Origin of the sequence: Mycobacterium sp. NBC_00419 (assembly GCF_036023875.1) — a bacterium.
In the GTDB taxonomy this organism is placed as follows: Bacteria; Actinomycetota; Actinomycetes; order Mycobacteriales; family Mycobacteriaceae; genus Mycobacterium.
This window is the reverse complement of record NZ_CP107931.1, coordinates 3,753,850-3,780,267: the sequence shown is the minus strand read 5'-3', so window position 1 is coordinate 3,780,267 and position 26,418 is coordinate 3,753,850. Positions and strand designations below refer to the sequence as shown.

Sequence of the window (26,418 nt, the reverse complement as noted above, 5' to 3'; positions counted from 1 at the left end):
AGGCAAGGCCGCGGTTCAGCGCCGCGGCTCCGCCGCGATCAGGCGAGGTCCTCGACGGACGCAGATTCATTGCGGGACAGGTTGATTCCGAGGTTGGCAGCAGCGCGCTCCAAGTCCTCGTCATCGCCGTCACGCATCTCGATCGCGGCACCGTCGCTGGACAGGACCTCGACGTTGAGGCATAGCGACTGCAGCTCCTTGAGCAGCACCTTGAACGACTCGGGAATGCCCGGCTCGGGGATGTTCTCGCCCTTGACGATCGCCTCGTAGACCTTGACCCGGCCGACAGTGTCGTCGGACTTGATGGTCAAGAGCTCCTGCAGCGTGTACGCCGCGCCGTAGGCCTGCATGGCCCAGCACTCCATCTCGCCGAACCGCTGGCCACCGAACTGCGCCTTACCGCCCAGCGGCTGCTGGGTGATCATCGAGTACGGACCGGTCGAGCGGGCGTGGATCTTGTCGTCCACCAAGTGGTGCAGCTTCAGGATGTACATGTAGCCGACCGTCACCGGGTACGGGAACGGCTCACCGCTGCGGCCGTCGTAGAGCACGGCCTTGCCGTCACCGTTGACAAGCACTTCGCCGTCGCGGTTGGGCAGCGTCGAGCTCAGCAGACCCTGCAGCTCGCCCTCGCGGGCACCGTCGAACACCGGCGTCGAGACGATGGAGTTCGGTTGCGACTCCCGCAGCTCGTCGGGCAGGTTGGCGGCCCACTCAGGTGTGCCGTCGACCTTCCAGCCGGCCTTGGCCACCCACCCGAGGTGGGTTTCCAGGATCTGGCCGATGTTCATCCGTCGCGGCACACCGTGGGTGTTCAGGATGATGTCCACCGGGGTGCCGTCCGGCAGGAACGGCATGTCCTCGATCGGCAGGATCTTGCCGATGACGCCCTTGTTGCCGTGGCGTCCGGCGAGCTTGTCGCCGTCGGAGATCTTGCGCTTCTGGGCCACGTAGACGCGGACCAGCTCGTTGACACCGGCGGGCAGTTCGTCGTCATCCTCACGGCTGAACACCCGGATGCCGATGACCTTGCCGGACTCACCGTGGGGCACCTTGAGCGACGTGTCGCGAACCTCGCGGGCCTTCTCACCGAAGATCGCGCGCAGCAGCCGCTCCTCCGGGGTCAGCTCGGTCTCGCCCTTCGGGGTGACCTTGCCGACCAGGATGTCGCCGTCACGGACCTCGGCACCGATGCGGATGATGCCGCGCTCGTCGAGATCGGCGAGCACCTCATCGGAGACGTTCGGGATGTCCCGGGTGATCTCCTCGGCGCCCAGCTTGGTGTCGCGGGCATCGATCTCGTGCTCTTCGATGTGAATCGAGGTGAGCACGTCCTCCTCAACCAGACGGCTGGAGAGGATGATCGCGTCCTCGTAGTTGTGGCCCTCCCACGGCATGATCGCGACGAGCAGGTTCTTGCCCAGCGCCATCTCACCGTTCTCGGTGCACGGCCCGTCGGCGAGTACCTGGCCCGACTCGACACGCTGCCCGGCATCCACGATCGGACGCTGGTTGGCGCACGTGCCGTGGTTGGAGCGGGCGAACTTACGCATCCGGTAGGTATGCCGGGTGCCGTCGTCGGCCATCACGGTGATGTAGTCGGCCGAAACCTCTTCCACCACACCGGCCTTGTCGGTCACGACCACGTCGCCGGCGTCGATCGCCGCACGCAGCTCCATGCCGGTGCCCACCAGCGGTGCCTCCGAGCGCACCAGCGGAACCGCCTGGCGCTGCATGTTGGCACCCATCAGGGCGCGGTTGGCGTCGTCGTGCTCGAGGAACGGGATCATCGCCGTCGCGACCGACACCATCTGGCGCGGCGAGACGTCCATGAAGTCCACTTCAGCCGGCGTCACGTTCTCGACCTCGCCGCCCTTACGGCGAACCAGGACGCGGGACTCGGTGAAGCTGCCCTTGTCGTCGATCGGCGAGTTGGCCTGCGCCACGACGTGGCGGTCCTCCTCGTCGGCGGTCAGGTAGTGGATGTCATCGGTGGCGACACCGTCGACGACCTTGCGGTACGGCGTCTCGATGAAACCGAACGGGTTGACCCGCGCGTACACCGACAGCGAACCGATAAGACCGATGTTCGGACCCTCAGGGGTCTCGATCGGACACATCCGGCCGTAGTGGCTGGAGTGCACGTCGCGGACCTCGAGGCCGGCACGCTCACGGGACAGACCACCGGGGCCCAGCGCCGACAGGCGGCGCTTGTGGGTCAGACCCGACAGCGGGTTGTTCTGGTCCATGAACTGCGACAGCTGGCTGGTGCCGAAGAACTCCTTGATCGCCGCCACGACGGGACGGATGTTGATCAGGGTCTGCGGCGTGATCGCCTCGACGTCCTGAGTGGTCATCCGCTCGCGGACGACGCGCTCCATCCGGGACAGGCCGACCCGGATCTGGTTCTGGATCAGCTCACCCACGGTGCGCAGACGACGGTTACCGAAGTGGTCGATGTCGTCGACCTCGACGGGCACCTCGACGCCGCCGGGGGCGGTCATCGTCGGCTGCACCTCGTGCAGGCGCACCAGGTACTCGATGGTGGCGACGATGTCCTCTTCGGTCAGCGTCGAGCTGGTGATCGGCTGGCCGGCGTTGAGGCCCAGCTTCTTGTTCACCTTGTAGCGGCCCACCCGGGCCAGGTCGTAGCGCTTGTCCTTGAAGAACAGGTTCTCCAGCAGGGTCTGCGCGGATTCCTTGGTGGGCGGTTCGCCCGGGCGCAGCTTGCGGTAGATGTCCAGCAGCGCCTCGTCGGTGCCGGCGGTGTTGTCCTTCTCCAGCGTCGACATCATGATCTCGGAGAAGCCGAAGCGCTCCCGGATCTGCTCAGCAGTCCAGCCCAGCGCCTTGAGCAGCACGGTGACCGGCTGGCGGCGCTTGCGGTCGATACGCACACCGACGGTGTCGCGCTTGTCGACGTCGAACTCCAGCCACGCACCGCGGCCGGGGATCACCTTGACGCTGTGCAGCGTCTTTTCGGTGGACTTGTCGATGGTCTCGTCGAAGTACACACCCGGCGAGCGGACCAGCTGGCTCACCACGACACGCTCGGTGCCGTTGATGATGAAGGTGCCCTTCTCGGTCATCATCGGGAAGTCACCCATGAAGACCGTCTGGCTCTTGATCTCACCGGTGTTGTTGTTGATGAACTCGGCCGTGACGAACAGCGGGGCCGCGTACGTCATGTCCTTGTCTTTGCACTCGTCCACCGGCGCCTTGACCTCGTCGAAGCGCGGGTCGGAGAAGCTCAGCGACATCGAACCGGAAAAATCCTCGATGGGCGAGAGCTCGGCGAGTACTTCTTCGAGGCCACCGACCGGGCTGGGATCGCCCAGGGCGATCGCCTTCTGCCGCCACTCGTCCGCACCGATCAACCACTTGAAGGAATCGGTTTGCACGTCGAGCAGGCCGGGAACCTCTAGAGGCTCGCGCAGCTTGGCGAACGAAATTCGTTTCGGTGCTCCGGGAACGGAGTTAGAAGTAGTAGTTGATTTGCTCTGGCTAGAGACTGCCAAGATGCATCCTTCCAGCACCTAATGCGACTTCCCGGAAAATCCGGCTCGTCGCGAGATCTGCGTCGGTTCAGGCTGGCGTCCTCAAGGACCAAAGCCTGTCCCCGACGCACGCGACACGCGAATAGGTCACTGAGCTGGAGTTACTCGCTCAGGCGTGGACCACGGTGTCAGGTGCGGGTTGAGGTGGGCAGGAGGCAGCCAGCGCAACGTCCAACAATAGCGCAGAACGGCGCATTCCTCAACAACCGCATGCTGGGTTGGCTGGCGCTGGCTGGCGAACTAGCTACCCATACACACATGCTGGACAACAGACTGACCCGTTTGCGCCCTTCCGTCAAGGGATAACGCGGTGTTTGGTGTGTAAAACTTCCGCCCGATCGCTCAGACGGTGACGGTGGTCGGGTACTGCTGAGTGGGCGTGATCGGCCCCCACACCCCGAGTTGCCGGGCCCGCGCGACGAGGGCGTCGTACTCGGGGGCGAGGATGGTCTGATCGCGGGTCAGAATGTAGCCGGAGAAGCGCGACGGGTCACTGACGATGACCCACTTGTAGTCCGGGTCGTAGTCCATGATCCAGTAGTTGCCCGGTTCGGCGCTGCTCGGCGTGCTGCCGAAGAAGCCCACGTCAAGACGGGTGTTGAACGCCGGGTTGACCGAGACGGCGGTGCCGGTGATGTCGGTCTTCGGCCCGTTGGGCCCGAAGTAATTGCCCGAGTTCTGCACCTTGACCGTGCCATCCGGGTTCAGCGTGTACACCGCCGTGGTGTTGACCAGGCCCCAGGCGAACGGCAGCTTGACACTGCCCTGCTCGTACCAGGGCTGCCCGTTGGCGTACTCGGTGACGTCCACCGGCGGCGGGGCGGGCAACGTGGTGGCGCCGGCTTCGCCGAGCACGATCGGCTCGTTGACGCCAGTGTAAGGACCGGTCGGGCCGTAGATGCCGTAGAGCGGGTCGGTCGGGCTCTTGCCGGCATAGATGTCGTTGATCCAGCCGGAGGCAAAGGTGCGCACCGCATCCTTTGCTCCGGGCGGGGACGGCCTGACGATGATGGCGCTGGCGATCTCACCCAGCCAGGCGAACAGGTTGTTGCCCTGGATGACATCGGTGTGCGAACCGTTGTCGATCTGCACGCCGTAGAACTGGTCGCCGTAGAACAGCTGCATCAGTTCGGTGGCCACACCGTAGGCGTTCCAGCTCTGCGGCGGCGCCGCGATCTGATAGTCCGGAATCCCGGCGTTCTGCAGCGCGGTGAGCGAGTCGGTGAACAGCGGGTTGCGCGAGACGCCGTCGAACATGACGACGCCGAGCAGGTTGTCCACCTGATCGGTCTCCGTGATCAGCGCGCCGACCGCGGTGGCGAAGTTGCCGCCCGCCGAGTGCCCGGTGAGCAGGAACTTCTCCGGCAGCACACCGGAAAATCCGGCGGCATTGGCGCTGATGTTCAGCGCTGAGCGGCTGTCCTGGAACATCGACGCGACAGCTTCGCGCATCACCGCGCCACCGAGGTAGCAGCCCGGGCACAGCGGGTTGTCGAACCAGAAGATGTTCGGCACCACCACGATGCTGTTGGTCTCCTGGGCCAGCTCCTGGGCCATGCTGCCGTACCAGTCCTTGAAGCCCAGGAAGCCGTGCTGCAGCCAGATGATGCCGTTGGCCTGCACCGTTCCATCGGCCTGGGTCGGGAAGTACCAGTCCGCGGGAGCGGCGTATCCGTTGGTGCCAGCCGGGATGTCCAGCACGGCTGAACCGGTCCGGACGCCGGTGACGCCATTGCCGACGGTCACGACGGGTGTGTTGGGGTCCAGCCCGTTATTACCGCTGTTGACCGCCGGGGGCAGCTGGAAGCCGAAGAGTCCGCCGACGGTGTCGATCAGCCCCTTGATGAGGTAATCCCCGAACGAGAGCTGGTTGGCCTCGGCCGCAGGCAGCCCGACCGCAGCGGTGGGACCCATGATGATCTGCTGGTTGGACGCCGCGTACAGGCCGTACTGCGGGGCCTGCGGGGTCGCGCCGGCATACATGTCGTTGATCCACCCGTCGCTGAGGGTGTACACCGCCGCGGTGTTGCCCGCGGGCACCGGCTTGGTCACCAGCTGCAGCACCAAGTCGAAGAGCGGGTTGACGCCGAGCATCGAGTCGACGTGAGAGCCGCCCTGCAGGACGACGCCGATGAACTGGCCGGGCAGGGTCGCCGCCAGCACGTTGGTGGTGGCGCCGAACAGGTTCCAGCTCTGGGCTGGGGCGGCGATCTGATAGACCGGCTTGTCCGCGGCGGCCAGCGCGGCCACTTGATCGGCGAACGAACCGTCCAACGCGCCGTTGGAGACACCGTCGAACATCACCACGCCCACCAGGTCGGTGGGGTCGTACTGCGCGTCGGTTCCCTCGAGGTAGTCGTCGGCCACCGCGGTGGCGAACCCGCCGCCGGCGGAGTGCCCGGCGAGCACGAAGCGCTCCGGCAGGGCGGTACCGGTGAATCCGGCCGCTGTCGCGCTGCTCAGCAGCGTCGCGCGGTTGGGCCCCAGCAGCGCCGCCGCGTCGACCTGGGTGACCTCGCAGGTGAGGCAGCCACCCGAGAACGTGATCGGAATGGAGGACAGGGTCGGGGCCACCACGATGCTGTTGGTCTGCTTGGCCAGGTCCTGGGCCAGCGCCGAATAGAAGGTGTTGGTGGCGCCGAAACCGTGCTGCAACCAGATCACGCCCTGGGCGTCGACGGTGCCGTCGGCCTGCGTCGGGAAGTACCAGTCGGCGGCGACGGTTTGGCCGATGAAGGCGCCGGGGAGTTCCAGCCGGGAATGGCCGATCAGGACACCGGTGACGCCGTTCGTGCCGTTGGGCAGCAGCACCGTCGAGTTCGTCACCAGCGCGGCGGGCTCGGTGGTGCCGGCCGCTGAGCGGGGGGCCACGCCCAGACCCGAGAGCAGGTTGAGCATGGCGGTGGCGAGCAGGCCGGACGCGGGCTCCGTCGTGGCGGCGGCGCTTGCGGTCACGGTGCCGGCCGAGGCGATGATCTGGTCGATCTGAGCCTGTCGCGCCGCTGCCACCGCCGCACGCCGCGAGGTCCCTACGGCAACAGAAACCGGGACAGTCTGCGGTGCTGCGGTTTGTGTCGTGGTCACGTCGGTGGCGGTGTCGACGGTGGAGGCCGCCGGTGTCGCGGTCGGGTCGGCCTCGTCCGTAGCGCCGGTGTCGACCTTCGGGGTGGTCGGTGTCGCGGGCTTGGGTGTCTGGCGGTCGACGGTCGAACGCGACGACTTTCCGGCCGAGGCTGCCGACCGTGCCGCCGCCGCCGCCTTGGCAGCGCGCTTGCTGCCCCCGGTGGCTTTCGGGCTCGACGGCGAGGAATTCGAGGACGCCTGCGGGTTGCCCGAGCTGTCGTCGGTGCCGTCGGCGTGGGCCGCACCCGACCCCGCTAACAAGGCCGCGCCCATTCCAACGACCACCGCACCAGTGCCCAACAAGACGCGCCGTTCAGCCATCCACTCCAGCCTTCCTATTGACGATGTCGGAAACGTATCTACTGAAGAGGCGTTCGGTATACGAAATCCGTTGTCCTGAACGGACACGTCATAAGTTGGTCAGACAGCGACGAGCGCGGGCTGCGTCGGCAGCACGATGCCGGCGGCCTGACCGAAAATGATCGCCTGGCCCGCAGCGCCGTAGTAGCCGTACTGCGGATCGCCCGGCCCGGCGCCGGCATAGAAGTCCTTGATCCACCCGTTGGCCAGTGTGTAGACCGCCGCGGTATTGCCCGCCGGGGACCGCCTCGTGACCAGCTGAGCGAAGAAATCGATGAGCGGGTTGCCGCCCAGCATCGAGTCGACGTGTGAGCCGTCGACCAGTTCCACCCCGACGAATTGGCCGGGGCGGCCCGCGATCAGGTCGCCGGTGGTCTGGCCGTTGGCATTGAGGGCCTGAGGCGGCGCGGCGATCTGATACACCGGGATCCCGGCCAGCGAGGTCAGTGCGGTGCCGAAAGAGGTGGAGTTGATGGCGACGCCGTCGAACATGACGACGCCGAGCAGATGGTTGTCGTCGCCGGGGGCCAACGCATCCTCGTAGAAGCCGCCGGAAATGGCCGCCAGGCCGCCACCCGCGGAGTGGCCGCTGAGGACGAACGACTCGGGAAGCGTTCCGGTGTAGCCGGCCTGGCTGGCGCTGATGGCCAGTGCGGCCCGCTCGCCGAGGAACAGTGACGCCACGCCCTGCTGCATGGGAATCCCGGACAGGAAGCAACCGGCACATGTCGGCGACGGGAATGACGGCAGCGTCGGTGCCACCACGATGCTGTTGGTCTGCTGGGCCAGCGACATCGCCAGCGCCGAGTACCACGGGGCTTGCGACAGGAAGCCGTGCTGCAGATAGATCACGCCGGTGGCGTTGACCGAGCCGTCGGCCTGCGTCGGGAAGTACCAGTCCGTCGCTGCTGTGTACGAGTTCGAGCCGACCGGGATCGTCAACGTCGAGTGGCCGGTCTTCACGCCCGTCACGCCGGTGGGCGTCGGAGCTGGATCGACAGGGGCCACCGGCGCGGGCGCGGTGGAGGCCACCGGTGCGCCAGCCGATCCGCCGAAGATCAGCGGCAGTGTGACGGCGGTCCAGGCTCGCATGGCCTGTTCCAGCGGGCCTAGGGAGTTGGCGATCGGCGTGGGCAGCACGACGGCGGCGGCGTCACCCATGATGATCGGCTGGCCGGCGGTGCCGTAGAGGCCGTACACCGGGGCGTCCGGCCCGGCACCGGCGTAGAAGTCGTTGATCCAGCCGGTGCTCAGTGTGTAGGTGGCCTGGGTGTTGCCCGGCGCGGACCACCGGGTGACCAGCTGTGCGGAGATGTCGACCAGGGGGTTCGACCCGAGCATCGGGTCGACATGCGAGCCGTTGACGAGCACGACGCCGTCGAACTGGCCGGGGCGCAACTCCAGCAGTTGATCGGTGGTGACGCCGAAGGCATTCCACGTCTGGGCCGGCGCGGCGATCTGGTAGACGGGGATGTCGCGGGTGTCCAGGCTGGTGATCGCCTGCGGCAGGGTGCCGTTCATGTTGACGCCGTCGTACATCACCACGCCGAGCAGGTGGTTGGTGTCAGTGGGCTGCAGGCTGTCGATGTAGTAGCCGCCCACCGATACCGACCAGCCACCGCCCGCCGAATGCCCGGCCAGGACGAAGTCCTCGGGCAAGGTGCCCTGGAATCCGGCGGCGTTGGCGCTGACGTTCAGCGCGGCCCGCTCGCCGGTGAACATGCTGGCCGCACCTTGTTGCAGCGGAACGCCGTAGAGCGTGCAGCCGGGGCATCCCAACGATGGGAACGACGACAGCGTCGGCGCGACCACGATGCTGTTGGTCTGCTGGGCCAGCGTGGTGGCCAGCGCGGAGTAGAACGCCTTGTCGGCCAGGAACCCGTGCTGCAACCAGATGACGCCGTTGGCTTGCACGGTCCCGTCGGCCTGGGTCGGTAGATACCAGTCGGCTGGGGCGTCGTAGGCGGTCGATCCGGCCGGGATGGTCAGCGTCGAGTGGCCGACCTTGACCCCGGTGACACCGTTGGTGGACGGCGGGGCGACGACCGCGGCGAGGCTGCGATTGCTGGTCCCGACCGCGGTGGCCGCGGTGGGTGCCGGCGCGGCAACGCCGGCCGCGGGGCTGGACTCGACGAGCACGGGGCGACCCGTCCTGCCGGTGGCTTTCGTCGTCGTCGAGGCAGAAGCCGTGGCAGGCGTCAGGTCGGCGGAGGAGTCGGCCCGCGCCCCCGAGACCACGGCGGCCGGCGCCGCGCGACGCTTGGCCGCCACCGCCTTGATGGCGGTGTTCGGCGACGGCGCGGCCGCAGACGTGGAGGTATCGGCGTGGCGACCGCTGCCGCCGGCGCCGTCGCTATCGGCCGAGGCCGTGCCCGCACCGGTCAGCAGTGCTGCGCCGAGCCCGACGAAGACAGCAGCGCTACTCCACCAGACCCGTCGGTTCCCCAGCACCCAGCCGCCTTCCTGTGACGATCGGGCACACGGTATCGAAGGCACGGGCTTACCGGCGGCGCTTTGGTCCTTTTGTCCCGCAGGCCGGTTCAGGCCTGGCGCACGGCCACCGGGATGCCGGTCAGCCGGGCCATCCTCCCGCCGCTCTGCGCGAAGGGTTAGCTCGTGGTGTCGTCGGCGTGCGCGGCGTGGGCGGGCTCGCCGACGAACGTGTGGGTCGGCAGCTTGTGGGTGCCTTCCAGGTCGTCGAGGATCGCCTGCTGAGCGGCCGGGGGCAGCGTGTGCAGGATCTGGCGAACGCGGGCCTGGCGACGACCGACCGCTTGACGCTCGGGCAGGCCCGGGGTCGCCTGGATCTGCGGCGGCACGCCTTCGATGTCTTCCACACCGCCGTCGTGGTGGCCGGCGTCGGCCAGCGCCTGCTCCTCGGCCATCGTCGACTCGTCCTTCTCCTCGGACATGCCGATCGGGCCGATGCGGCGGCCGTTGAGGAACTGCTTGACGACAGGTTCGTCGCTGGTCAGCAGCACCTCACGGGGGCCGAACATCACCAGATGCTTGCGGAAGAGCATGCCCATGTTGTCGGGCACGGTGCGCGCGATGTTGATGTTGTGGGTCACGATCAGGATCGTGGCGTCGATCTGGGCGTTGATATCGATGAGCAGCTGGCTCAGGTACGCGGTACGTACCGGATCCAGACCGGAGTCGGGCTCGTCGCAGAGGATGATCTTGGGATCGAGCACCAGCGAGCGCGCCAAGCCGGCACGCTTCTTCATGCCGCCGGAAATCTCACCGGGGAACTTGTTCTCGTCACCGCCGAGACCGACCATGTCGAGCTTCTCCATGACGACCTGGCGGATCTCGCTTTCCTTCTTCTTCGTGTGCTCACGAAGCGGGAAGGCGGTGTTGTCGTAGATATTCATCGAGCCGAACAGGGCGCCGTCCTGGAACATGACGCCGAACAACGTGCGGATCTCGTACAGCTCTTTAGCCGAGCACTGGATGATGTCCGTGCCGTCGACAATGATCTTGCCGCGCTCGGGACGCAGCAGACCGATGAGCGACTTGAGGAACACCGACTTACCGGTACCGGACGGGCCGAGCAGCACGCTGACCTCACCGGCCGGGACGTCCAGCGTCACGTCTTCCCAGATGCGCTGAGAACCGAACGACTTGGTCAGTCCCTCGACCTGAATACCAATGCCCACGCGAGATCCTTCCGCCCACACCGATGTTCCACTGGCTCGACGACCTGTGGTTTGAGTCACTGTAGCGCACGAGGTTAGCGCTCACTCAGTTTGTGCACCTACCTGTAATCGACCGGTGTTCATTGCACCTGAAGCAACGAAAATCCCCCGCGAGCACAGTGGCTCGCGGGGGATTTCGTGGATACGAAAACTACTTGACGGTGACCGTGGCGCCAGCGGCCTCGAGCTTCGCCTTGGCGTCCTCGGCGGCCTCCTTGGTGACCTTCTCGAGCAGCGGCTTGGGAGCGCCGTCGACGAGGTCCTTGGCCTCCTTGAGGCCCAGGCCGGAGACGATCTCGCGGACGACCTTGATGACGCCGATCTTCTTCTCGCCGGCACCCTCGAGGACGACGTCGAACTCCGACTGCTCCTCGGCGGCCTCGGCCGGGGCAGCAGCACCCGGAGCGGCGGCAACGGCGACCGGAGCGGCCGCGGTGACGTCAAAGGTCTCCTCGAAGGCCTTCACGAACTCGGAGAGCTCGAGCAGGGTCAGTTCCTTGAACGCGTCGAGCAGTTCTTCGGTGGACAGCTTTGCCATGGTGGTTCCTTTTCTTTATTCGGTGTGGGTTGGTTGGTCTCAGGCGGCGGATTCTTCGCCGGCCTTCTTCTCTTGCAGAGCTGCAGCAAGGCGAGCGACCTGGGACGCGGGCGCCACGAACAGCGCTGCGGCCTGGGACTGCTTTGCCTTCAGAGCGCCGGCGACGCGCGACAGCAGCACCTCGCGCGACTCGAGGTCAGCGATCTTCTCGACCTCGGCGAGGGTCAGCGCGCGACCCTCCATGTAGCCGCCCTTGATGACGAGGGCCTTGTTCTCCTTGGCGAACTTCTTGATCGCCTTCGCGGCGTCGACGGGCTCGCCCTTGACGAATGCGATTGCTGTCGGTCCGGCGAACAGTTCGTCGATGCCTTCGATCCCGGCTTCCGCCGCGGCACGCTTGACCAGCGTGTTCTTGGCGACGGTGTACGTGGCGGTGCCGGCGAGCGAGCGACGCAGCTCGGCCAGGTTGGCCACGGTCAGACCGCGATACTCGGTGACGACGGTGGCCGTCGCCTCTTTGAACTGTTCGGCGATGTCGGCAACCGCGGTGGCTTTGTCAGCCTTGGCCATACATGCCTCCTTGTGGTGGTTACACCGCCGGAGGGCCAGAACACACGAACGCCCCGACGCAGAGCGGCCGGGGCGTGAAGAAACCGCGTAGAAATGCGGTCGAGCCTCGTCCTCCTGCGTGGGCCGCCTGGGTATCCAGGACCTTCAACCGATTGCTCGGTGACCGACGGTCTTCGGTGGAACCCGACAAGAATAGCGTGACCGGCCGGGATCAGCCAAAACGGGCAGCTGCCCCGTTGCCCATTCCCGGCGAGTAGGCGCCCATGCGCAGCAGCGCGGCCGCCCCGACCAGTCCCGCTTCACCGCCGAGCGCCGCGGGTACCACCCGCAGCCCGGCGATGAAGTCCAGCCGGGCGTAGTTGCGCAGCGCCGCGGTCAGCGGGTCGAACAGCACCGCTCCCGCCTTGGCCACTCCCCCGCCGATGACGACCAGATCGAGGTCACACGTCGCGCCCACCGACGCGATCATGGCCGCGATGGCGGTCGCGCCCCGCCGGAAGGCCCGCAGCGCAATGTCGTTGCCGGCCGCGGCGGCGTCGGCGAGTTCCTTGGCGTCCGCGCCTGTCCAGCCCTGTTCGCGGGCCCACTTCGCCAGGTGCGGTCCACTGGCGATCGCCTCGACGCAGCCCCGGGCTCCGCAGCTGCAGGCCGGTCCGTCGGTGTCGACGATGACGTGCCCGACGTGCCCGGCGTTGCCCGTCCGGCCGGCGTAGGGCACCCCGTCGAGGACCAGGCCGCCGCCGATACCCGTCGACACGACCATGCCGAGCATGAACTGGGCGCCCTGCCCGGCGCCGCGCCAATGCTCACCGAGCGCCATGCACAGTCCGTCGCCGCCCAGCCGCACCGGTACCCCGGGCACGGTCTCGGCGACTTTCTGGCGGATCGGGAATCCTCGCCATGCTGGAATGTTGACCGGGCTGATGGTGCCGTCCGGCAGGTGGATCGGTCCGGCCGAGGAGATGCCGACGCCGGCGACCGGACCCGCTGCCGCCGTCAGCGTCTCGGCGACGGTGCGCGCCGCGGCCGCCCACACCACTTCGGGGTCGGCCGAGTCAGGGGTGGGCTCGCGCGTCTGGAAAAGCAGCCGGCCGTCGGGGTCGACGAGTCCGCCGGCGATCTTGGTGCCGCCGATATCGAGAACCAGGGTGGCTGTCATCAGTGCCTGTGGGTGTTGTCGGGTTGGCGGGGATCGCCGGGATGTTCGTAGCCGGGTGCGAGCCACACCAGCGCGGCGCTGCGCGCAACGAGCCATCTCCGGAAGACCTGCCGCCGCTGCGCGCCGCGCAGGTGTGCGGCCAGCTCGTCGCGCACCGCAAACCGGCCGGGATTGCGGCGCTCGTAGTCGGCGACCTGGGCCTCGGATACGTCCACCTCGCCGGTGACGTGGGCGAACACCGCGCGAGCCAGCGGCTCGGCGAGAACGGCGGCGGCGACGCTGCCGATCTCCAGCCGCGCGGTCATATCGGGCAGGACGTCGTCCTCGCTCGGGGTGTCCGCTGTGACGGCGACGCCCAGCGTGCGGGCTTCGGAGGCGACGACCTGTTCGGTCACCAACAGCTGGGTGAGCCAGCGGCGCAGTTGCCGGCCTTCACTGGTGCCCGGCCGGGGCAGGGCCGCCACTTGAGGTGTGCTGCGCAGCTTCGTCTCCCGCGCGTCGATCTCGCTGACGACGATCGGGGTGCCCGCGACGGTGGCGGCGACGCTCATCGGACTGTCACCGCCACAGCGGGTGTGTAGAGCAGTCGGCCCGTGCAGCCGATCCGGATCAGCGCCCACCACCGGCCGGGTGCCTGCCCCGGCGGTGGCGCGACGTCGAACACCACCTCGGCACTGGATCCGGCGCGTAGCACCGCACCGCGCACGGCCGGGCCGATCCACTCCCAGGTACCCCACGGACTGATCACATGGGCTTCCAGTGCGAGGTCAGCACGCGCGCCGGAGGCCACCGTGACAGCGAGTCGGGCGGTCTGTCCTGGTGCGACGACGACATCGTCGGGTTCGGTGGCCAGTCGCACGAGTTGACCGCCGGGTTCGGACCCGACCGACACCACGCAGACGTCTTCGACGGTCTGCCGCCAGGCCGGCGGCACCTTCCCGCCGAGCTTGAGCTGTGCGCGCACCGGATACTCGCCAGGCTCGGCATCCTCGGGCACGGTCAGGACGATGTCGGCCGCCTCATGTCCGCGAGCGGGCAGCGTGAAACGGACCTCTTCGGGCTGCGCCGACCAGCCGCGCGGAAGCCGCAGGCGCACAGCACCTTTCAGCGTGGTGTCGGTGCAGTTGCTGGCCATGGTGAGGCGCACCGCGACCTTCTTGCCCGGATCGGCGGTGAGGGCCTCCGGGTGCAGGTGCGCGACGGCAGGTAGACCGCCCAACGGTGCCGGGCCGCGGTTGTGCAACCAGTAGCGGGCATACAGGGGTTGCGCGTCTTCGGAGTCGGGCCCGAGTGCCGCGCCGGCACTGTCGAGAACGGGTGTGACCGTCAGCCGCGCCCGCAGGGTGGCGATCTGATAGCCGTGCAGGCTCAAGTCCGCCGCACCGCGGGGCTCCTCGAGCAGGTCGGCGGCGAGCACGTCGGACACCGTGCCCACCCCGGATGCCAGTGCGATATCGGCTGTCTCACCGCGTGTCTCGACGAGACGCAGGGTGACATCGGCGGGGTCGACGGTCGCCGCGCTTCCCACGGCTGTCGGATTTCCGGCGGATTTGAGCGCACCGAGCGCCACCGCACCCGAGGGCTCGACGCTCAGCAGCGAGCCGTCGGCAGGCAGGACACCGGCCGCCTCATCGGCGGCCACGACAACCAGCGGGTGGTTGAATTCTGCACTGCGTAGCGATGTTTCGCTCCGGCGCCAGTCACCGTCGCCGGATACCAGGGCGAAGTCGAAGCTGTGGGTCCAGTGTTGCAGCTGGAAGTTGGACCCGTCGGGGGCCTTACGTTGCGGCGGATCGATCCACACCCCGGACGGCCACCCCGTACATGACCGCATCAGCGAGCTGTGCAACGTGTGATCGGACTCGATGGCGAAGCCGGGCACACCGCGGTTGATCAGCGCGACGGTCCGCGACGCGAAGTCACCCAACTCTGCCGGGGCGTCCTGGGTGACCAGGATTTCAGCGTCGTCGAGGTCGTCGACCAGGGCGGCGATGGCATCGCTGAGGCCGTCGGCCCAGTGCCCGGCGACGATCAGCACGGGCAGCGCCAACACCGCGCGCAGATCGGCGTCGGGCTGCCACACCCGATCCAGGGGTGCCGACGCCGGCACCCACACCCGGGCCTGGCCGTCGGCGGTGAGTTGGCGGTGCAGTTCGGCGGTGTAGGCGTGGCCTGCGGCAGCGAGAACCTCTGCAGTAAAGGCATTCTCGTCGGGGCCGCCGAGTGAGATGCGGGCGTCGGGAAGGTTGGAGTCGACGTCGAGGTGCCCGTAACGAGGCCGCGATGCGCTGCTGCAGGTGGCGGTGACGCCGGCCCGCACCAGCGCGACCACGAGGTCGCGGGCCACCGCAGCCGCGGTATCCTCCGACGGCGCAATCACTTCGGCTACCGACACCGCACGCGTTCGGGTTCCGACCCGAACACGCACCGCCGAGGACAGTCCGAACCAGCCGTGCGCCGGATTGTCCAGCGTCCAGGGATGTTGGGCGGAGTCGACGGCGCGGTCCTCACCGGAGGCGTGGTCGTGCATGAGCCCGAACCCACGGCCGACGACCGCATCGCCCACTTCGCTGACCGGTAGCGCACCCGGCACCGGGCAGGGCCACCGCAGCCGGACGAGCTTGTCTGCGCCGGTGAACTCCTCGATGGTGGTGCGGCAGTCGACCCGGTCGATACCGTGCCAGAGGGTCAGCACCTGGTTGTAGCGCAGGGCGTCGCCGATGGTTCCGCGCACCACGATTCGCTGGCCGAGTGGGCTGCGATAGGCCTGTACCGTGTCGGCGGCGAAGGCCGAGGAACACAGGACAGCGCCCTTGGGCAGCAGATGCCACGGGCCTTCTCCGGCCTGCGGGTGCGCCGGATACTCGTCGTAGACGGCGAGTTCGTTGCCGACCCGACCCGCGGCGATGAGTTCGACGCCGGAATCCAGCTCGACCAATGACTCCACACCGCCACCGCGGGCGGGGTCGACGCGCAGCCGGTGGTGATCGTTGGCAATGTCGTTGCCCGCCAACGGCTCCCACGAAGACGGCAGCTCGGAGTCGCGTAGCTGATAGGAGCGCCAGCCCACCGATCCGACGTCGGCGGCCCGCCAGCTCACCTCATAGCCGTCATCGGAGACCACCGTCGGCAACTCGTTCCCGTCGGCATCGGTCACCGCGACCGCAGTGCGCGCCGGCTCGCTGAGGCGAACCGTGGCGATATCTGTTCGCTTGTGCGCCAAAGGATTCCAAACCACCAGAGAGCCCGCCGACGGCGCCACCGCACGCGAGAGCAGGGTCAACGCACTGGCACGGGTGACGCGCCCGATCTCCCACGCGTCGCGCCAGCCCGTCAACAGGTCCAGGTACACCTGGTCGGACTCCGAGCCGGTGATCGCATCGTGGTGGGCGCCGTAGGCCAGTTGGACCCAGGCCTTGGCCAGCGCCGCCTCGGGGTAGCGGGCCCCGGTCAGCAGGGCCGCGAACACCGCGAATCGCTCGGCGCCCAGCACCGCGTCCTCGGCGGCGCGGTTGGCCTGCTTGGTGTCGATATAGGAGACGTCCTTGCCGGTGTAGATCGGGTTCATGTCGCGGGTCTGGGGCGAGGGCGCCACGCCGCGTTCCGCAGCCTCCGCGCGCACGGCGGCGAAGAACTCGCTGGGGAGCGCGCAGACGAATCGAGGCCAGGTGTAGCGGGCATTCCAGTCGCGGTGGATCTCGGTGACCCAGGCGTTGGGCGGGGTGTAGTCGGTGCCCACCGGCAGCAGTACGTTGCGGGTCAGCGCCACCGATTTCAGCCCGGCGAACAACTCGTAGGTGGCCGCCTCGGCCTCCTGCAGCGAGGCCGACGAATCCATCCACCAGCCCGCCGAGTAGTGCGCAGGCATGTAGTGCGTCAGCAGCCCCAGCCCAGAAGGGGCGATCCACTCGAACTCGCTGCTGAACTGCATGCGCCGAGGGTCGCCGTCACCAGCCATCGGCCCCCACTGGTGGTGCGGACCGCGGGCCCACGAACTCGACGTCAGGCCGGCCTCGGCGGCCATCCCGGGGAACTGCGGGTCGTGGCCGAACACATCGAGCTGCCACGCCGTGGAGGGGTGCGCACCGAGTATGTCGCGCTGAAATCCGATGCCGTGCACGAAGTTCCGGATGGACGTCTCGGCGCCGGTGAGGTTGGTGTTCGGTTCGTTGTAGGTCCCGCCCATCACCTCGACCCGACCGTCGGCGATGAACCGGAGCAGGTCAGCCCGGTCTTCGGGATGGGTGTCGAAGTACGGCTTGAGGTAGTCGACCTCGGCCAGCACGAACTTGTAGACCGGGTCACGGCGGGCCATCTCCAGGTGCGCGGCGACCAGGGCGAAACCGTTGTTCTGCTTGGCGCGCCCGGGCGGTTCCTCATGCCACACGCTGGTGTAAGCGGCCTGGGTGTTCCACCACACCGGGTCGTAGTGGAAGTGGCTGACCATGTACATCGTCCAGCCCGCCTCGGCGACGATGAACTCGAAGGTCTGCTCGTCGCCGCCCCAGGACACCCGCGCCGCTCGCCGCTCCCTCGGCACCGCCCGCTCGACGAGCACCGGAACCTCCAGCGTCCCGTCGCCGGCCGCAACGGGTGCCTCACCGGCAAGCCCGTCGCCGTCGATGCGTACCAACTCGGCGCCCGAGGCGCCGGTGTAGCCGATTCGCACCACTTGCAGCGGCGCGTCGGGAGGCCCGACGAACAGCTCCGTTGATTCCGCGGAGGTCACACGCACGCGGTCAATCTACGACCGATACCCCCGTCACCGGGGCAACACGTCGATGATCAGGTGACCGCATCGGCCAGCAGCCGGGCCATCGCCGATGCTCCGTCGGCCACCTCGGCGGGCTCGAGCACCTCGAACGCGATGCCCGGCATCGCGAGGTACAGCGCCAGCCGCCGGGCGTCGTCAGCGCCGGTGACGACGATGCACGCATCGGGCCCGTCCTCCTCGACGGTCACCGACGACGGGGAGAAATGCTGCACGAGAACATCTTTGGATGCCCGATAGCGAACGCGGGCAACGTAGCGGTACGGCGAGGCGCTGATCGCACGGCCGACGTAGGCGGCGGCGTCGGGGGCGTCCCGCACGGTGAAGGTCGTTCCCCGCGCCCGCACATCGGCCATCCGGTCCAAGCGAAGGCTCCGCCAGTCGTGGCGGTCGCGGTCGTAGGCCAGCAGGTACCACCGCCGCCCGGTGGTGACCAGTTGATAGGGCTCGAGTCGACGGCTGCTGGGCGCGCCGGCGCGGTCGACGTAGGAACTGTCGACGTGCTCGTGGTCGCGACAGGCCCGCGCCAGCGTCATCAACACCTCCGGGTCGATCGGCGTCTCAGGGTTGGGCGTCAGCGTGACTGTCGAGTCGTGAATGGCCGCGACCTGCGAGCGCAGCTTGGCCGGCATCACCTGGTCGAGCTTGCTCAGCGCGCGCAGCGCCGCTTCACCCATCCCTGCGACGCTGCCGCCTGCGGCCAGGCGCAGGCAGACCGCCATGGCGACCGCCTCGTCGGAATCGATCAGCAGCGGCGGCAAAGAAGCGCCCGCCCCCAGCTGGTAGCCGCCACCGTGGCCGGTGCTGGCGTGCACTGGATAGCCCAGCTCACGCAGCCGGTCGACATCCCGGCGCACGCTGCGGGTGGTCACGCCGAGGCGCTGCGCCAGCTCGGGGCCGGACCACACCCGTCTCGACTGCAGCAACCCCAGAAGTTGCAGCACCCGGCTCGTCGTCTGCGGCATGCCACCAGTCTCGCGCACTTCGAGGACAGAACCTGTCCGCTATGGCTGACAACCTGGACCCATGACGTGGACCAGACAACTCGCCGACCAGCTCGACTGGCACTGGCAGCACCAGTTGCGCCCGCGCCTGGACGGCCTGACCGATGCCGAGTACTTCTGGGAGCCGGTGGCCGACTGCTGGACCGTGCACCGTGGGCAGGAGCGAAGCGACCCGGAGATAGCGACCGGCGGGCAGGAGCGAAGCGACCCGGGGATAGCCACCGGCGGGCAGGAGCGAAGCGACCCGGGGATAGCGACCGTCGATTTCTCGTATCCGCCGCCGCAGCCGGAGCCCTTCACCACCATCGCGTGGCGGCTGGCCCACGTCATCGTCGGCGTGTTCGCGATGCGCAACCACTCCCACTTCGCCGGCCCGCCCGCCGACTATCAGAGTTGGACCTATGCCACCGGCGCCGACACCGCGCTGACCCAACTCGACGAGGAATACCACCGCTGGAACACCGGGGTGCGAGCCCTGACCGACGATGATCTGCGCCGGCCCTGCGGCCCGGCCGAGGGTCCCTATGCCGACCTTCCGATGTCCGAACTGGTTCTGCACATCAACCGCGAGGTCATCCACCACGGTGCCGAAATCGCTTGTCTACGAGACCTGTACATCCACTCCTGAAAGGATTCCATATGCCCGCCCTCGCCCCACCCGTCCACGACGAACGCCACGCCCTGCGCGAGTTTCTCGCCTACCAGCAGAGCGCCTTCGTCGCCGTCGCCTACGGCCTGACCGACGATCAGGCACGTCAGACTCCGACCGCCAGTGCACTGTCGATCGGCGGGCTGATCAACCACGCCACCGGGGTCCAGAACAGCTGGATGCAACGCGTTGCGGCCGCCCCCGGCGAACCGCCGGCCGACACCCGACCGTTCGAGGAACGCGCCAGGGAATACGAGGAGCAATACGTGATGCGCGACGACGAATCGCTGGCGCAGGTCCTGGCGGCCTACGGTCGCCAGAACGCCGAAACCCTGAGCCTGGTCGAGTCCGCGGACCTCGACGCGGCGGTCCCGGTACCGCGTGACGCACCGTGGTTCCCGCACGACGTCGAGGCGTGGTCTGTGCGCTGGGTGTTCCTGCACATCATCAGTGAGCTGGCCCGTCATGCCGGCCACGCCGACATCATCCGCGAAAGCATCGACGGCGCAACCATGTACGAACTCGTCGCGGCGGCCGAGCAGCGGGAACCGCAACCATGGTTGACACCGTGGACGCCGAACCGGTGAAACGACCGCCAGCAAACACATCATTGTGACCGCCGTCGCTGCGCCACCGGGAAATTGGTGGTAATAGGCGCCGGTTTGGCACACTGGGAAGAATGAGTTCGACCAAACACCGCGAAGTAGCCAAGCTCGATCGGGTTCCGCTGCCGATCGAGGCGGCGCGCATCGGTGCGACGGGTTGGCAGCTCACTCGCACCGGCGCCCGAGTTCTGGCCAAGTTGCCCGGCCGTGGGCCCTGGCAGGACAAGGTCATCAAGGAGATTCCGCAGACCTTCGCCGAGCTGGGTCCCACCTACGTCAAGTTCGGCCAGATCATCGCCTCCAGCCCGGGCGCGTTCGGCGAATCGATGAGCCGCGAGTTCCGCAGCCTGCTCGACGCGGTCCCGCCGGCCGACGCCGCCGAGGTGCACAAGCTGTTCAAGCAGGAACTCGGCGGCGAACCGGGTGAGCTGTTCGCCACGTTCGAGGAGGAGCCGTTCGCATCCGCCTCGATCGCCCAGGTGCATTTCGCCACCCTGCACAGCGGAGAGGAGGTCGTCGTCAAGATCCAGCGCCCGGGCATCCGGCGCCGGGTCGCCGCCGATCTCCAGATCCTCAAGCGCTTCGCCCAGATCGTCGAGTTCGCCAAGCTGGGCCGGCGGCTCTCCGCCCAGGATGTGGTGGCCGACTTCTCCGACAACCTCGCCGAGGAGCTGAACTTCCGGATCGAGGCGCAGTCGATGGAGGCCTGGGTGTCGGGTCTGCATGGTTCGGCGTTGGGGCGCAACATCCGCGTTCCGCGGGTGCACTGGGAGTTCACCAGCGAGCGGGTGCTGACGATGGAGCGCGTTGCGGGCGTGCGGATAGACGACGTCAAGGAGATCCGCAAGAAGGGCTTCGACGGCACCGAGCTCGTCAAGGCGCTGCTGTTCTCCACCTTCGAGGGCGGGCTGCGGCACGGCCTGTTCCATGGCGATCTGCACGCGGGCAATCTGCTCGTTGACGACGACGGCAAGATCGTCTTCCTGGACTTCGGCATCATGGGCCGCATCGACGCTCGAACCCGTTGGCTGCTACGCGAACTGGTGTACTCGCTGCTGGTCAAGAAGGACCACGCATCGGCGGGCAAGATCGTGGTGCTGTTGGGCGCGGTGGGCACGGTCAAGCCGGAAGCCCAAGCCGCCAAGGACCTCGAGGCATTCGCCCAGCCGCTGACGTTGAAGACCCTGGGCGACATGTCCTATGCCGATATCGGCAAGCAACTCTCGACGCTGGCCGATGCCTACGACGTGAAGCTGCCGCGTGAGCTGGTGCTCATCGGCAAGCAGTTCCTCTACGTGGAGCGGTACATGAAGCTGCTGGCACCCACATGGCAGATGATGAGCGATCCCCAGTTCTCCGGCTACTTCGCCAATTTCATGGTCGAGGTCAGCCGCGAACATCAGAGCGACGTCGAGGTCTAGAACCTTGGAGATTCGTAGCGGCACGGCTCAAGTAGCCGACGGTGTGGAGATCTACTACGAGGACATGGGCAACCCCGGCGACCCGCCGGTGTTGCTCGTGATGGGCCTGGGAGCCCAACTCCTGTTGTGGCGCAACGGCTTCTGCGAGCGCCTGGTCAACCAGGGCCATCGCGTCATCCGCTATGACAACCGCGACGTCGGGTTGTCGTCGAAGCTGCACGGCCAACGCGCGGGCGGCGCTCTGGTGCCCAGCCTGCTGCGCTCCTTCGTCGGCCGGCCCAGCCGGTCGGTGTACACGCTGGAAGACATGGCCGACGACGCCGCCAACCTGCTGGATCATCTCGAGGTCGACCAGGCGCATGTCGTCGGCGCGTCGATGGGCGGCATGATCGCGCAGATCTTCGCCGCCCGGCACGCCCACCGCACCAATGCACTGGGAATCATCTTCTCCTCCAACAATTCTGCGCTGTTGCCGCCGCCGGCACCCAAGTCGCTGCTGTCGTTGATCAAAGGCCCGTCACCGGACTCGCCGCGTGAGGTGATCGTCGAGAACTCGATTCGAGTGAGCAGGATCATCGGCTCACCGGGCTATCCGGCATCCGAGGAGAAGCTTCGCGAAGAGGCCATCGAGGCCTACGAACGGGCGCATTACCCACAGGGCATCGCGCGGCATTTCGGAGCGGTACTGGGCAGTGGCAGCTTGAAGCGTTACGACCGGCAGATCAGTGCTCCTACCGTCGTAATTCACGGCCGCGCAGATAAATTGATGCGTCCGTCGGGCGGACGCGCGATCGCCTCGGCGATCCCCAATGCGCGTCTGGTGCTGATCGACGGGATGGCCCACGATCTGCCCGAGGAGTTGTGGGACGACATCGTCGGCGAGTTGAAGACGACGTTCTCCGAGGCGAGCCATTCGGCGGACTGAGCTAAGCTCGTCGGAGCAAGACCGCGGTGATCGCAGATCCCGTCGGGGGGGATGAGTGGTTGCTGCCTTAAGCATTCTGCGAAAGGCGCATCGAACAATGCCGAAACGGCTCACACCTCATTTCGACGACGTGCAGGCTCATTACGACCTGTCGGACGACTTCTTCAGGCTCTTCCTCGACCCCACCCAGACCTACAGCTGCGCATACTTCGAGCGCGACGAGATGACGCTGGAGCAGGCCCAGCTCGCCAAGATCGACCTGGCGCTGGGCAAGCTGGGGCTGCAGCCCGGGATGACGTTGCTCGACATCGGCTGCGGGTGGGGCGCCACGATGATGCGGGCGGTCCAGAAGTACGACGTCAACGTCGTCGGGCTGACGTTGTCGAAGAACCAGCGAGACCACGTCGAACGAATGTTCGCCGCGTCGGAGAGCCCGCGCACCACACGCATCGAGCTGATGGGCTGGGAGGAGTTCGACGAACCCGTCGACCGCATCGTGTCGATCGGCGCCTTCGAGCATTTCGGATTCGACCGCTATAACGACTTCTTCAACATGGCCTACAAGGCGCTGCCCGACGACGGGGTAATGCTGCTGCACACGATCACAGCGCTGACGTTGCCGCAGATGGCCGATCGCGGCATGCCGCTGACCATCGAGGTGGCGAAATTCGTCAAGTTCATCCTGACCGAGATCTTCCCTGGCGGACGCCTGCCGTCGATCGAGAAGGTCGAGGAGCATTCGGCCGGAGCCGGCTTCACCGTGACCCGCACGCAATCGCTGCAGCCGCACTACGCGCGAACCCTGGACCAGTGGGCTGCGGCGCTCGAGGGCAACCGGGATCAGGCGATCGCGGTGCAGTCCGAGGAGGTCTACGACCGGTACATGAAGTACCTGACAGGATGTTCACGGGCGTTCCGAATCGGGTACATCGATGTCGACCAATTCACGCTCGAGAAGCAACCACGACAAACGCACAGCTAGCAGCAGTTTCTGCGGATCGCCGGTGGCGCGACGGTATGGCCCGCGTCACATGAGGCATACTGACGGCCACACACCACCACACGCGGGGGCCGTGGTGCAGGAAATCTAGGAAGGTTTGAATCACCATGCCCGAGGCAACCGATACCAAGGACATGCGGCCCCATTTCGAGGAGATCCAGGCTCACTACGACCTGTCGGACGACTTCTTCGGCGTGTTCCAGGATCCGACCCGCAAGTACAGCTGCGCGTACTACACCGGACCGAATGCCACTCTGTCGGAAGCCCAGGTCGCCAATGTCGACCAGCACCTCGATCGGTTGGACCTCAAGCCCGGGATGACCCTGCTCGAGGTGGGCTGCGGCTGGGGACTGACATTGCAGCGCGCGATGGAGAAGTACGACGTCAACGTCATCGGGCTGACCTTGTCGAAGAACCAGAAAGCCTACTGCGATCAGCTGCTGGCCGGTGTCGACAGCGATCGCACCTTCGACGTGCGGCTCGAGGGCTGGGAGCAGTTCCACTCGCCGGTGGACCGGATCGTCTCGATCGAGGCCATCGAGCACTTCGGCTTCGAGCGCTTCGACGAGTTCTACAAGCGGTGCTTCGACATCCTGCCCGACGACGGCCGCATGACCATCCAGAGCAGCTGCGGCTACCACCCGGACGACCTGATTGCCCGTGGCAGGAAGCTGACGTTCGAGTTGGCCCGCTTCGCCAAGTTCATGGTCGACGTGATCTTCCCGGGTGGCCGCATCCCGAGCACGAAGATGTTGGTCGCGCACGGGGAGAAGGCCGGGTTCGTCGTGCCTGAACCGCTGTCGCTGCGCAACCACTACATCAAGACCCTTGGCATCTGGGCGGCGCGCCTGGAGCAGCACAAGGACGAGGCCATCGCGGCGGCCGGTGTCGAGAGCTACGACAACTACATGAAGTACCTCACGGGCTGCCAGTACTACTACCTCGACGAGACGCTCGACGTCAGCCTCGTGACCTACCTCAAGCCGGGTGCCGCCGCCTCCGCGTAGTCTCCGTTGGCATTTTCATCGGCGGGGTCTGTCGGATCGGGCGATCGTCGTTCGTCGAACAGGTAGAGAGTGCAACACAGGGTTGCACTCCCGACTCGAGGACGGCCACGATGTACTACTTCGCTCTGCTCCAGACGCCCGAGCGTGACCTCGCACCCGAGGATGCGCAGACGGAGATGCAGGCGTACCACGACTTCCACGCGCGGGCGCGCGAGGCCATCCGCGGCGGCGACGCGCTGGCCCCGATTTCCGAAGGCCTCCGGATCGACGGCGGACCCGACCATCCGGTGATCACCGACGGCCCGTTCGCCGAGGGCGCGGAGGTCGCCGGTGGCTTCTACGTCTTCGAAGCCGACAACCTCGACGACGCCCTCAAGCTGGCCGAACAGGTGCCGGCCGCCCGGTACGGCGCAGTCGAGGTGTGGCCGATGGTGCATTGGGCTCCCCCGGCTCAGCCGATCACCGGCGGCGACTGGCTGGCTCTGCTTTTGGAACCTCCCGCCGATGTCACCACGCCGGGCACACCCGAGTGGGACGCGGTTGCCCGTCGGCATGGCGATTTCGGTGCCGCGGCGGGCGACCACGCACTCGGCGGGGCGCCGCTGCATCCCCCGAGCACCGCAACGACGGTGCGGGTGCGCGATGGCGCGGTGCTCTTGACCGACGGGCCGTTCGCAGAGGGCGCGGAGGTGGCCAGCGGCTTCTATCTGTTGCGGGCTGCCGACCGCGATGAGGCGGCCAAGCTCGCCTCGATGATTCCGGCGTCGGCTGTGCAGCTGCGCCGCCTGGCGGGCGTTTCCCTCCTCTAGAGCATGCAGTCCCTGGACGGCGTCTTCCGGCGCGAGTGGGGACCGACGGTGGCCGCGCTGGCCCGTTGGTCCGGCGATCTCACCGTTGCCGAGGACGCCGTTCAGGAGGCGTGCTCAGATGCGCTCCGGGCATGGTCACGGGAGGGATTGCCCGACAATCCCGCGGCATGGCTGTTGACCGCCGCGCGCAACCGGGCCCGTGACCGTCTGCGTCGCGAATCACTTCGCCCGGGAAAGGAGTTGGCGGCTGTGCTCGACGACATCGTTGCCCGCACCGACCGGGCCGACGTACACCCGGTGCGCGACGACGAGTTGCGGATGATGTTCACCTGCGCGCACCCGGCCCTGGAACGCGCTTCGCAATTGGCGCTGACGTTGCGGCTCGTCTCGGGCTTGACGGTGGCCGAGATCGGGCGGGCACTGTTGCAGAGCGAGGCTGCTGTCGCTCAGCGAATCACCCGCGCCAAGAACAAGATTCGGCACGCCAACATCCCGTTACGGGTGCCCGAAGCTGATCTGCTGCCGCAGCGAACGCCACATGTGCTGTCGTGCATCTACTCGGTGTTCACCGAGGGCTACTGGTCAACCGCAGGCCCGTCGGCAATCCGCGACGAACTGTGCGACGAGGGCGTACGGCTGGCCGGTGAACTGTCTGCGTTGATGCCTGATGAGCAGGAGGCGCATGCCCTGTCGGCCCTTGTCCTACTGCATGATTCGCGGCGCACGACCCGCCTCGACGCCTCGGGTGCGTTGGTGCCGCTGGAGGAGCAGGACCGCAGGCGCTGGGACCGCGGCAAGATCGCCCGCGGGCTCGATGCGGTGGCCCGGGCGCGGGGTTCGACGGGGCCGTATCTCCCTCAGGCGGTGATCGCAGCGGTGCACTCGACCGCTCCGGACTGGCAACGGACGGACTGGGCGACGATCTGCCTGGCCTACGACCGACTGCTGGAGCTCACTGACTCCCCGGTGGTCCGGGTGAACCGGGCATTGGCGATCGGGCTTCGCGACGGACCGGAGGCCGGCTTGGCCTTGCTGGACAAGGCGGCCCACGATCCGCGGCTGGTCCGGTCGAACCTTGCCGCGACCGTCCGCGCCGACCTGCTGCGCCGCGCCGGGCGCCACCCGGAGGCCGCACAGTGGTACCGGAACGCTCTGGAACTCAACGGCTCTGAACCGGGCAAGGTATTTCTCCGACGGCGAATCACCGAATGCGGAGGGTGAC

Annotated in this window: 18 protein-coding genes; 8 read left to right on the top strand and 10 right to left on the bottom strand. The window is 67.3% G+C overall.

Going from position 1 to position 26,418, the window contains the following annotated elements; all coding sequences use genetic code 11:
• Positions 1 to 38: 38 nt before the first annotated feature.
• From rpoB to OG976_RS17935, 10 genes are all read right to left on the bottom strand, one after another.
• The gene (rpoB, locus tag OG976_RS17980; RefSeq protein ID WP_328351490.1) at positions 39 to 3,536 is read right to left on the bottom strand and encodes a DNA-directed RNA polymerase subunit beta; all 3,498 of its coding nucleotides are present in this window, start codon (positions 3,534 to 3,536) and stop codon (positions 39 to 41) included.
• A gap of 363 nt (positions 3,537 to 3,899) precedes the next feature.
• Positions 3,900 to 7,001, bottom strand: coding sequence for a lipocalin family protein (locus OG976_RS17975; protein WP_328351487.1), 3,102 nt, complete (start codon positions 6,999 to 7,001; stop codon positions 3,900 to 3,902).
• Between the two features lie 99 nt (positions 7,002 to 7,100).
• Positions 7,101 to 9,491, bottom strand: a complete 2,391-nt coding sequence (locus OG976_RS17970; RefSeq protein WP_328351484.1) for a hypothetical protein — start codon at positions 9,489 to 9,491, stop codon at positions 7,101 to 7,103.
• A gap of 158 nt (positions 9,492 to 9,649) precedes the next feature.
• Positions 9,650 to 10,699 carry an ABC transporter ATP-binding protein gene (locus OG976_RS17965; protein WP_328351481.1) on the bottom strand — a complete coding sequence of 350 codons (1,050 nt, stop codon included), beginning with the start codon at positions 10,697 to 10,699 and terminating at the stop codon, positions 9,650 to 9,652.
• A gap of 190 nt (positions 10,700 to 10,889) precedes the next feature.
• Positions 10,890 to 11,276, bottom strand: a complete 387-nt coding sequence (gene rplL, locus OG976_RS17960; protein WP_328351478.1) for a 50S ribosomal protein L7/L12 — start codon at positions 11,274 to 11,276, stop codon at positions 10,890 to 10,892.
• A 39-nt stretch (positions 11,277 to 11,315) separates the two neighbouring features.
• The gene (gene rplJ, locus OG976_RS17955) at positions 11,316 to 11,846 is read right to left on the bottom strand and encodes a 50S ribosomal protein L10 (RefSeq protein WP_328351475.1); all 531 of its coding nucleotides are present in this window, start codon (positions 11,844 to 11,846) and stop codon (positions 11,316 to 11,318) included.
• A gap of 211 nt (positions 11,847 to 12,057) precedes the next feature.
• Positions 12,058 to 13,005 (bottom strand): ROK family protein, encoded by a 948-nt coding sequence (locus OG976_RS17950; RefSeq protein WP_328351472.1) that lies wholly within the window; start codon positions 13,003 to 13,005, stop codon positions 12,058 to 12,060.
• The gene (locus OG976_RS17945; RefSeq protein WP_328351469.1) at positions 13,005 to 13,556 is read right to left on the bottom strand and encodes a DUF7158 domain-containing protein; all 552 of its coding nucleotides are present in this window, start codon (positions 13,554 to 13,556) and stop codon (positions 13,005 to 13,007) included. The genes OG976_RS17950 and OG976_RS17945 overlap by 1 nt, the downstream gene beginning before the upstream one ends.
• Complete coding sequence (locus tag OG976_RS17940) at positions 13,553 to 17,740, bottom strand: NEW3 domain-containing protein (protein ID WP_328351466.1); 4,188 nt, start codon at positions 17,738 to 17,740, stop codon at positions 13,553 to 13,555. Before OG976_RS17940 ends, OG976_RS17945 begins: the two co-directional genes overlap by 4 nt.
• Before the next feature lie 50 nt (positions 17,741 to 17,790).
• Positions 17,791 to 18,741 carry a helix-turn-helix transcriptional regulator gene (locus OG976_RS17935; protein ID WP_328351463.1) on the bottom strand — a complete coding sequence of 317 codons (951 nt, stop codon included), beginning with the start codon at positions 18,739 to 18,741 and terminating at the stop codon, positions 17,791 to 17,793.
• Between the two features lie 61 nt (positions 18,742 to 18,802).
• On the opposite strand from OG976_RS17935, the gene OG976_RS17930 reads away from it, so the two are divergent.
• From OG976_RS17930 to OG976_RS17895, 8 genes are all read left to right on the top strand, one after another.
• Positions 18,803 to 19,408, top strand: a complete 606-nt coding sequence (locus OG976_RS17930) for a DinB family protein (protein WP_328351461.1) — start codon at positions 18,803 to 18,805, stop codon at positions 19,406 to 19,408.
• Positions 19,409 to 19,419: 11 nt separating this feature from the next.
• Positions 19,420 to 20,016, top strand: coding sequence for a DinB family protein (locus tag OG976_RS17925; protein WP_328351458.1), 597 nt, complete (start codon positions 19,420 to 19,422; stop codon positions 20,014 to 20,016).
• Between the two features lie 92 nt (positions 20,017 to 20,108).
• Positions 20,109 to 21,455 (top strand): ABC1 kinase family protein, encoded by a 1,347-nt coding sequence (locus tag OG976_RS17920; protein WP_328351456.1) that lies wholly within the window; start codon positions 20,109 to 20,111, stop codon positions 21,453 to 21,455.
• Positions 21,456 to 21,459: 4 nt separating this feature from the next.
• The gene (locus tag OG976_RS17915) at positions 21,460 to 22,380 is read left to right on the top strand and encodes an alpha/beta fold hydrolase (protein ID WP_328351453.1); all 921 of its coding nucleotides are present in this window, start codon (positions 21,460 to 21,462) and stop codon (positions 22,378 to 22,380) included.
• A gap of 97 nt (positions 22,381 to 22,477) precedes the next feature.
• The gene (locus OG976_RS17910; RefSeq protein ID WP_328351450.1) at positions 22,478 to 23,362 is read left to right on the top strand and encodes a cyclopropane mycolic acid synthase family methyltransferase; all 885 of its coding nucleotides are present in this window, start codon (positions 22,478 to 22,480) and stop codon (positions 23,360 to 23,362) included.
• A gap of 125 nt (positions 23,363 to 23,487) precedes the next feature.
• On the top strand, positions 23,488 to 24,387 hold the full coding sequence (locus tag OG976_RS17905) for a cyclopropane mycolic acid synthase family methyltransferase (protein WP_328351447.1): 900 nt from the start codon (positions 23,488 to 23,490) through the stop codon (positions 24,385 to 24,387).
• 110 nt (positions 24,388 to 24,497) lie between these two features.
• Positions 24,498 to 25,196 (top strand): YciI family protein, encoded by a 699-nt coding sequence (locus tag OG976_RS17900; RefSeq protein ID WP_328351444.1) that lies wholly within the window; start codon positions 24,498 to 24,500, stop codon positions 25,194 to 25,196.
• A 3-nt stretch (positions 25,197 to 25,199) separates the two neighbouring features.
• Complete coding sequence (locus tag OG976_RS17895; protein WP_328351441.1) at positions 25,200 to 26,417, top strand: RNA polymerase sigma factor; 1,218 nt, start codon at positions 25,200 to 25,202, stop codon at positions 26,415 to 26,417.
• Position 26,418: the final 1 nt, after the last annotated feature.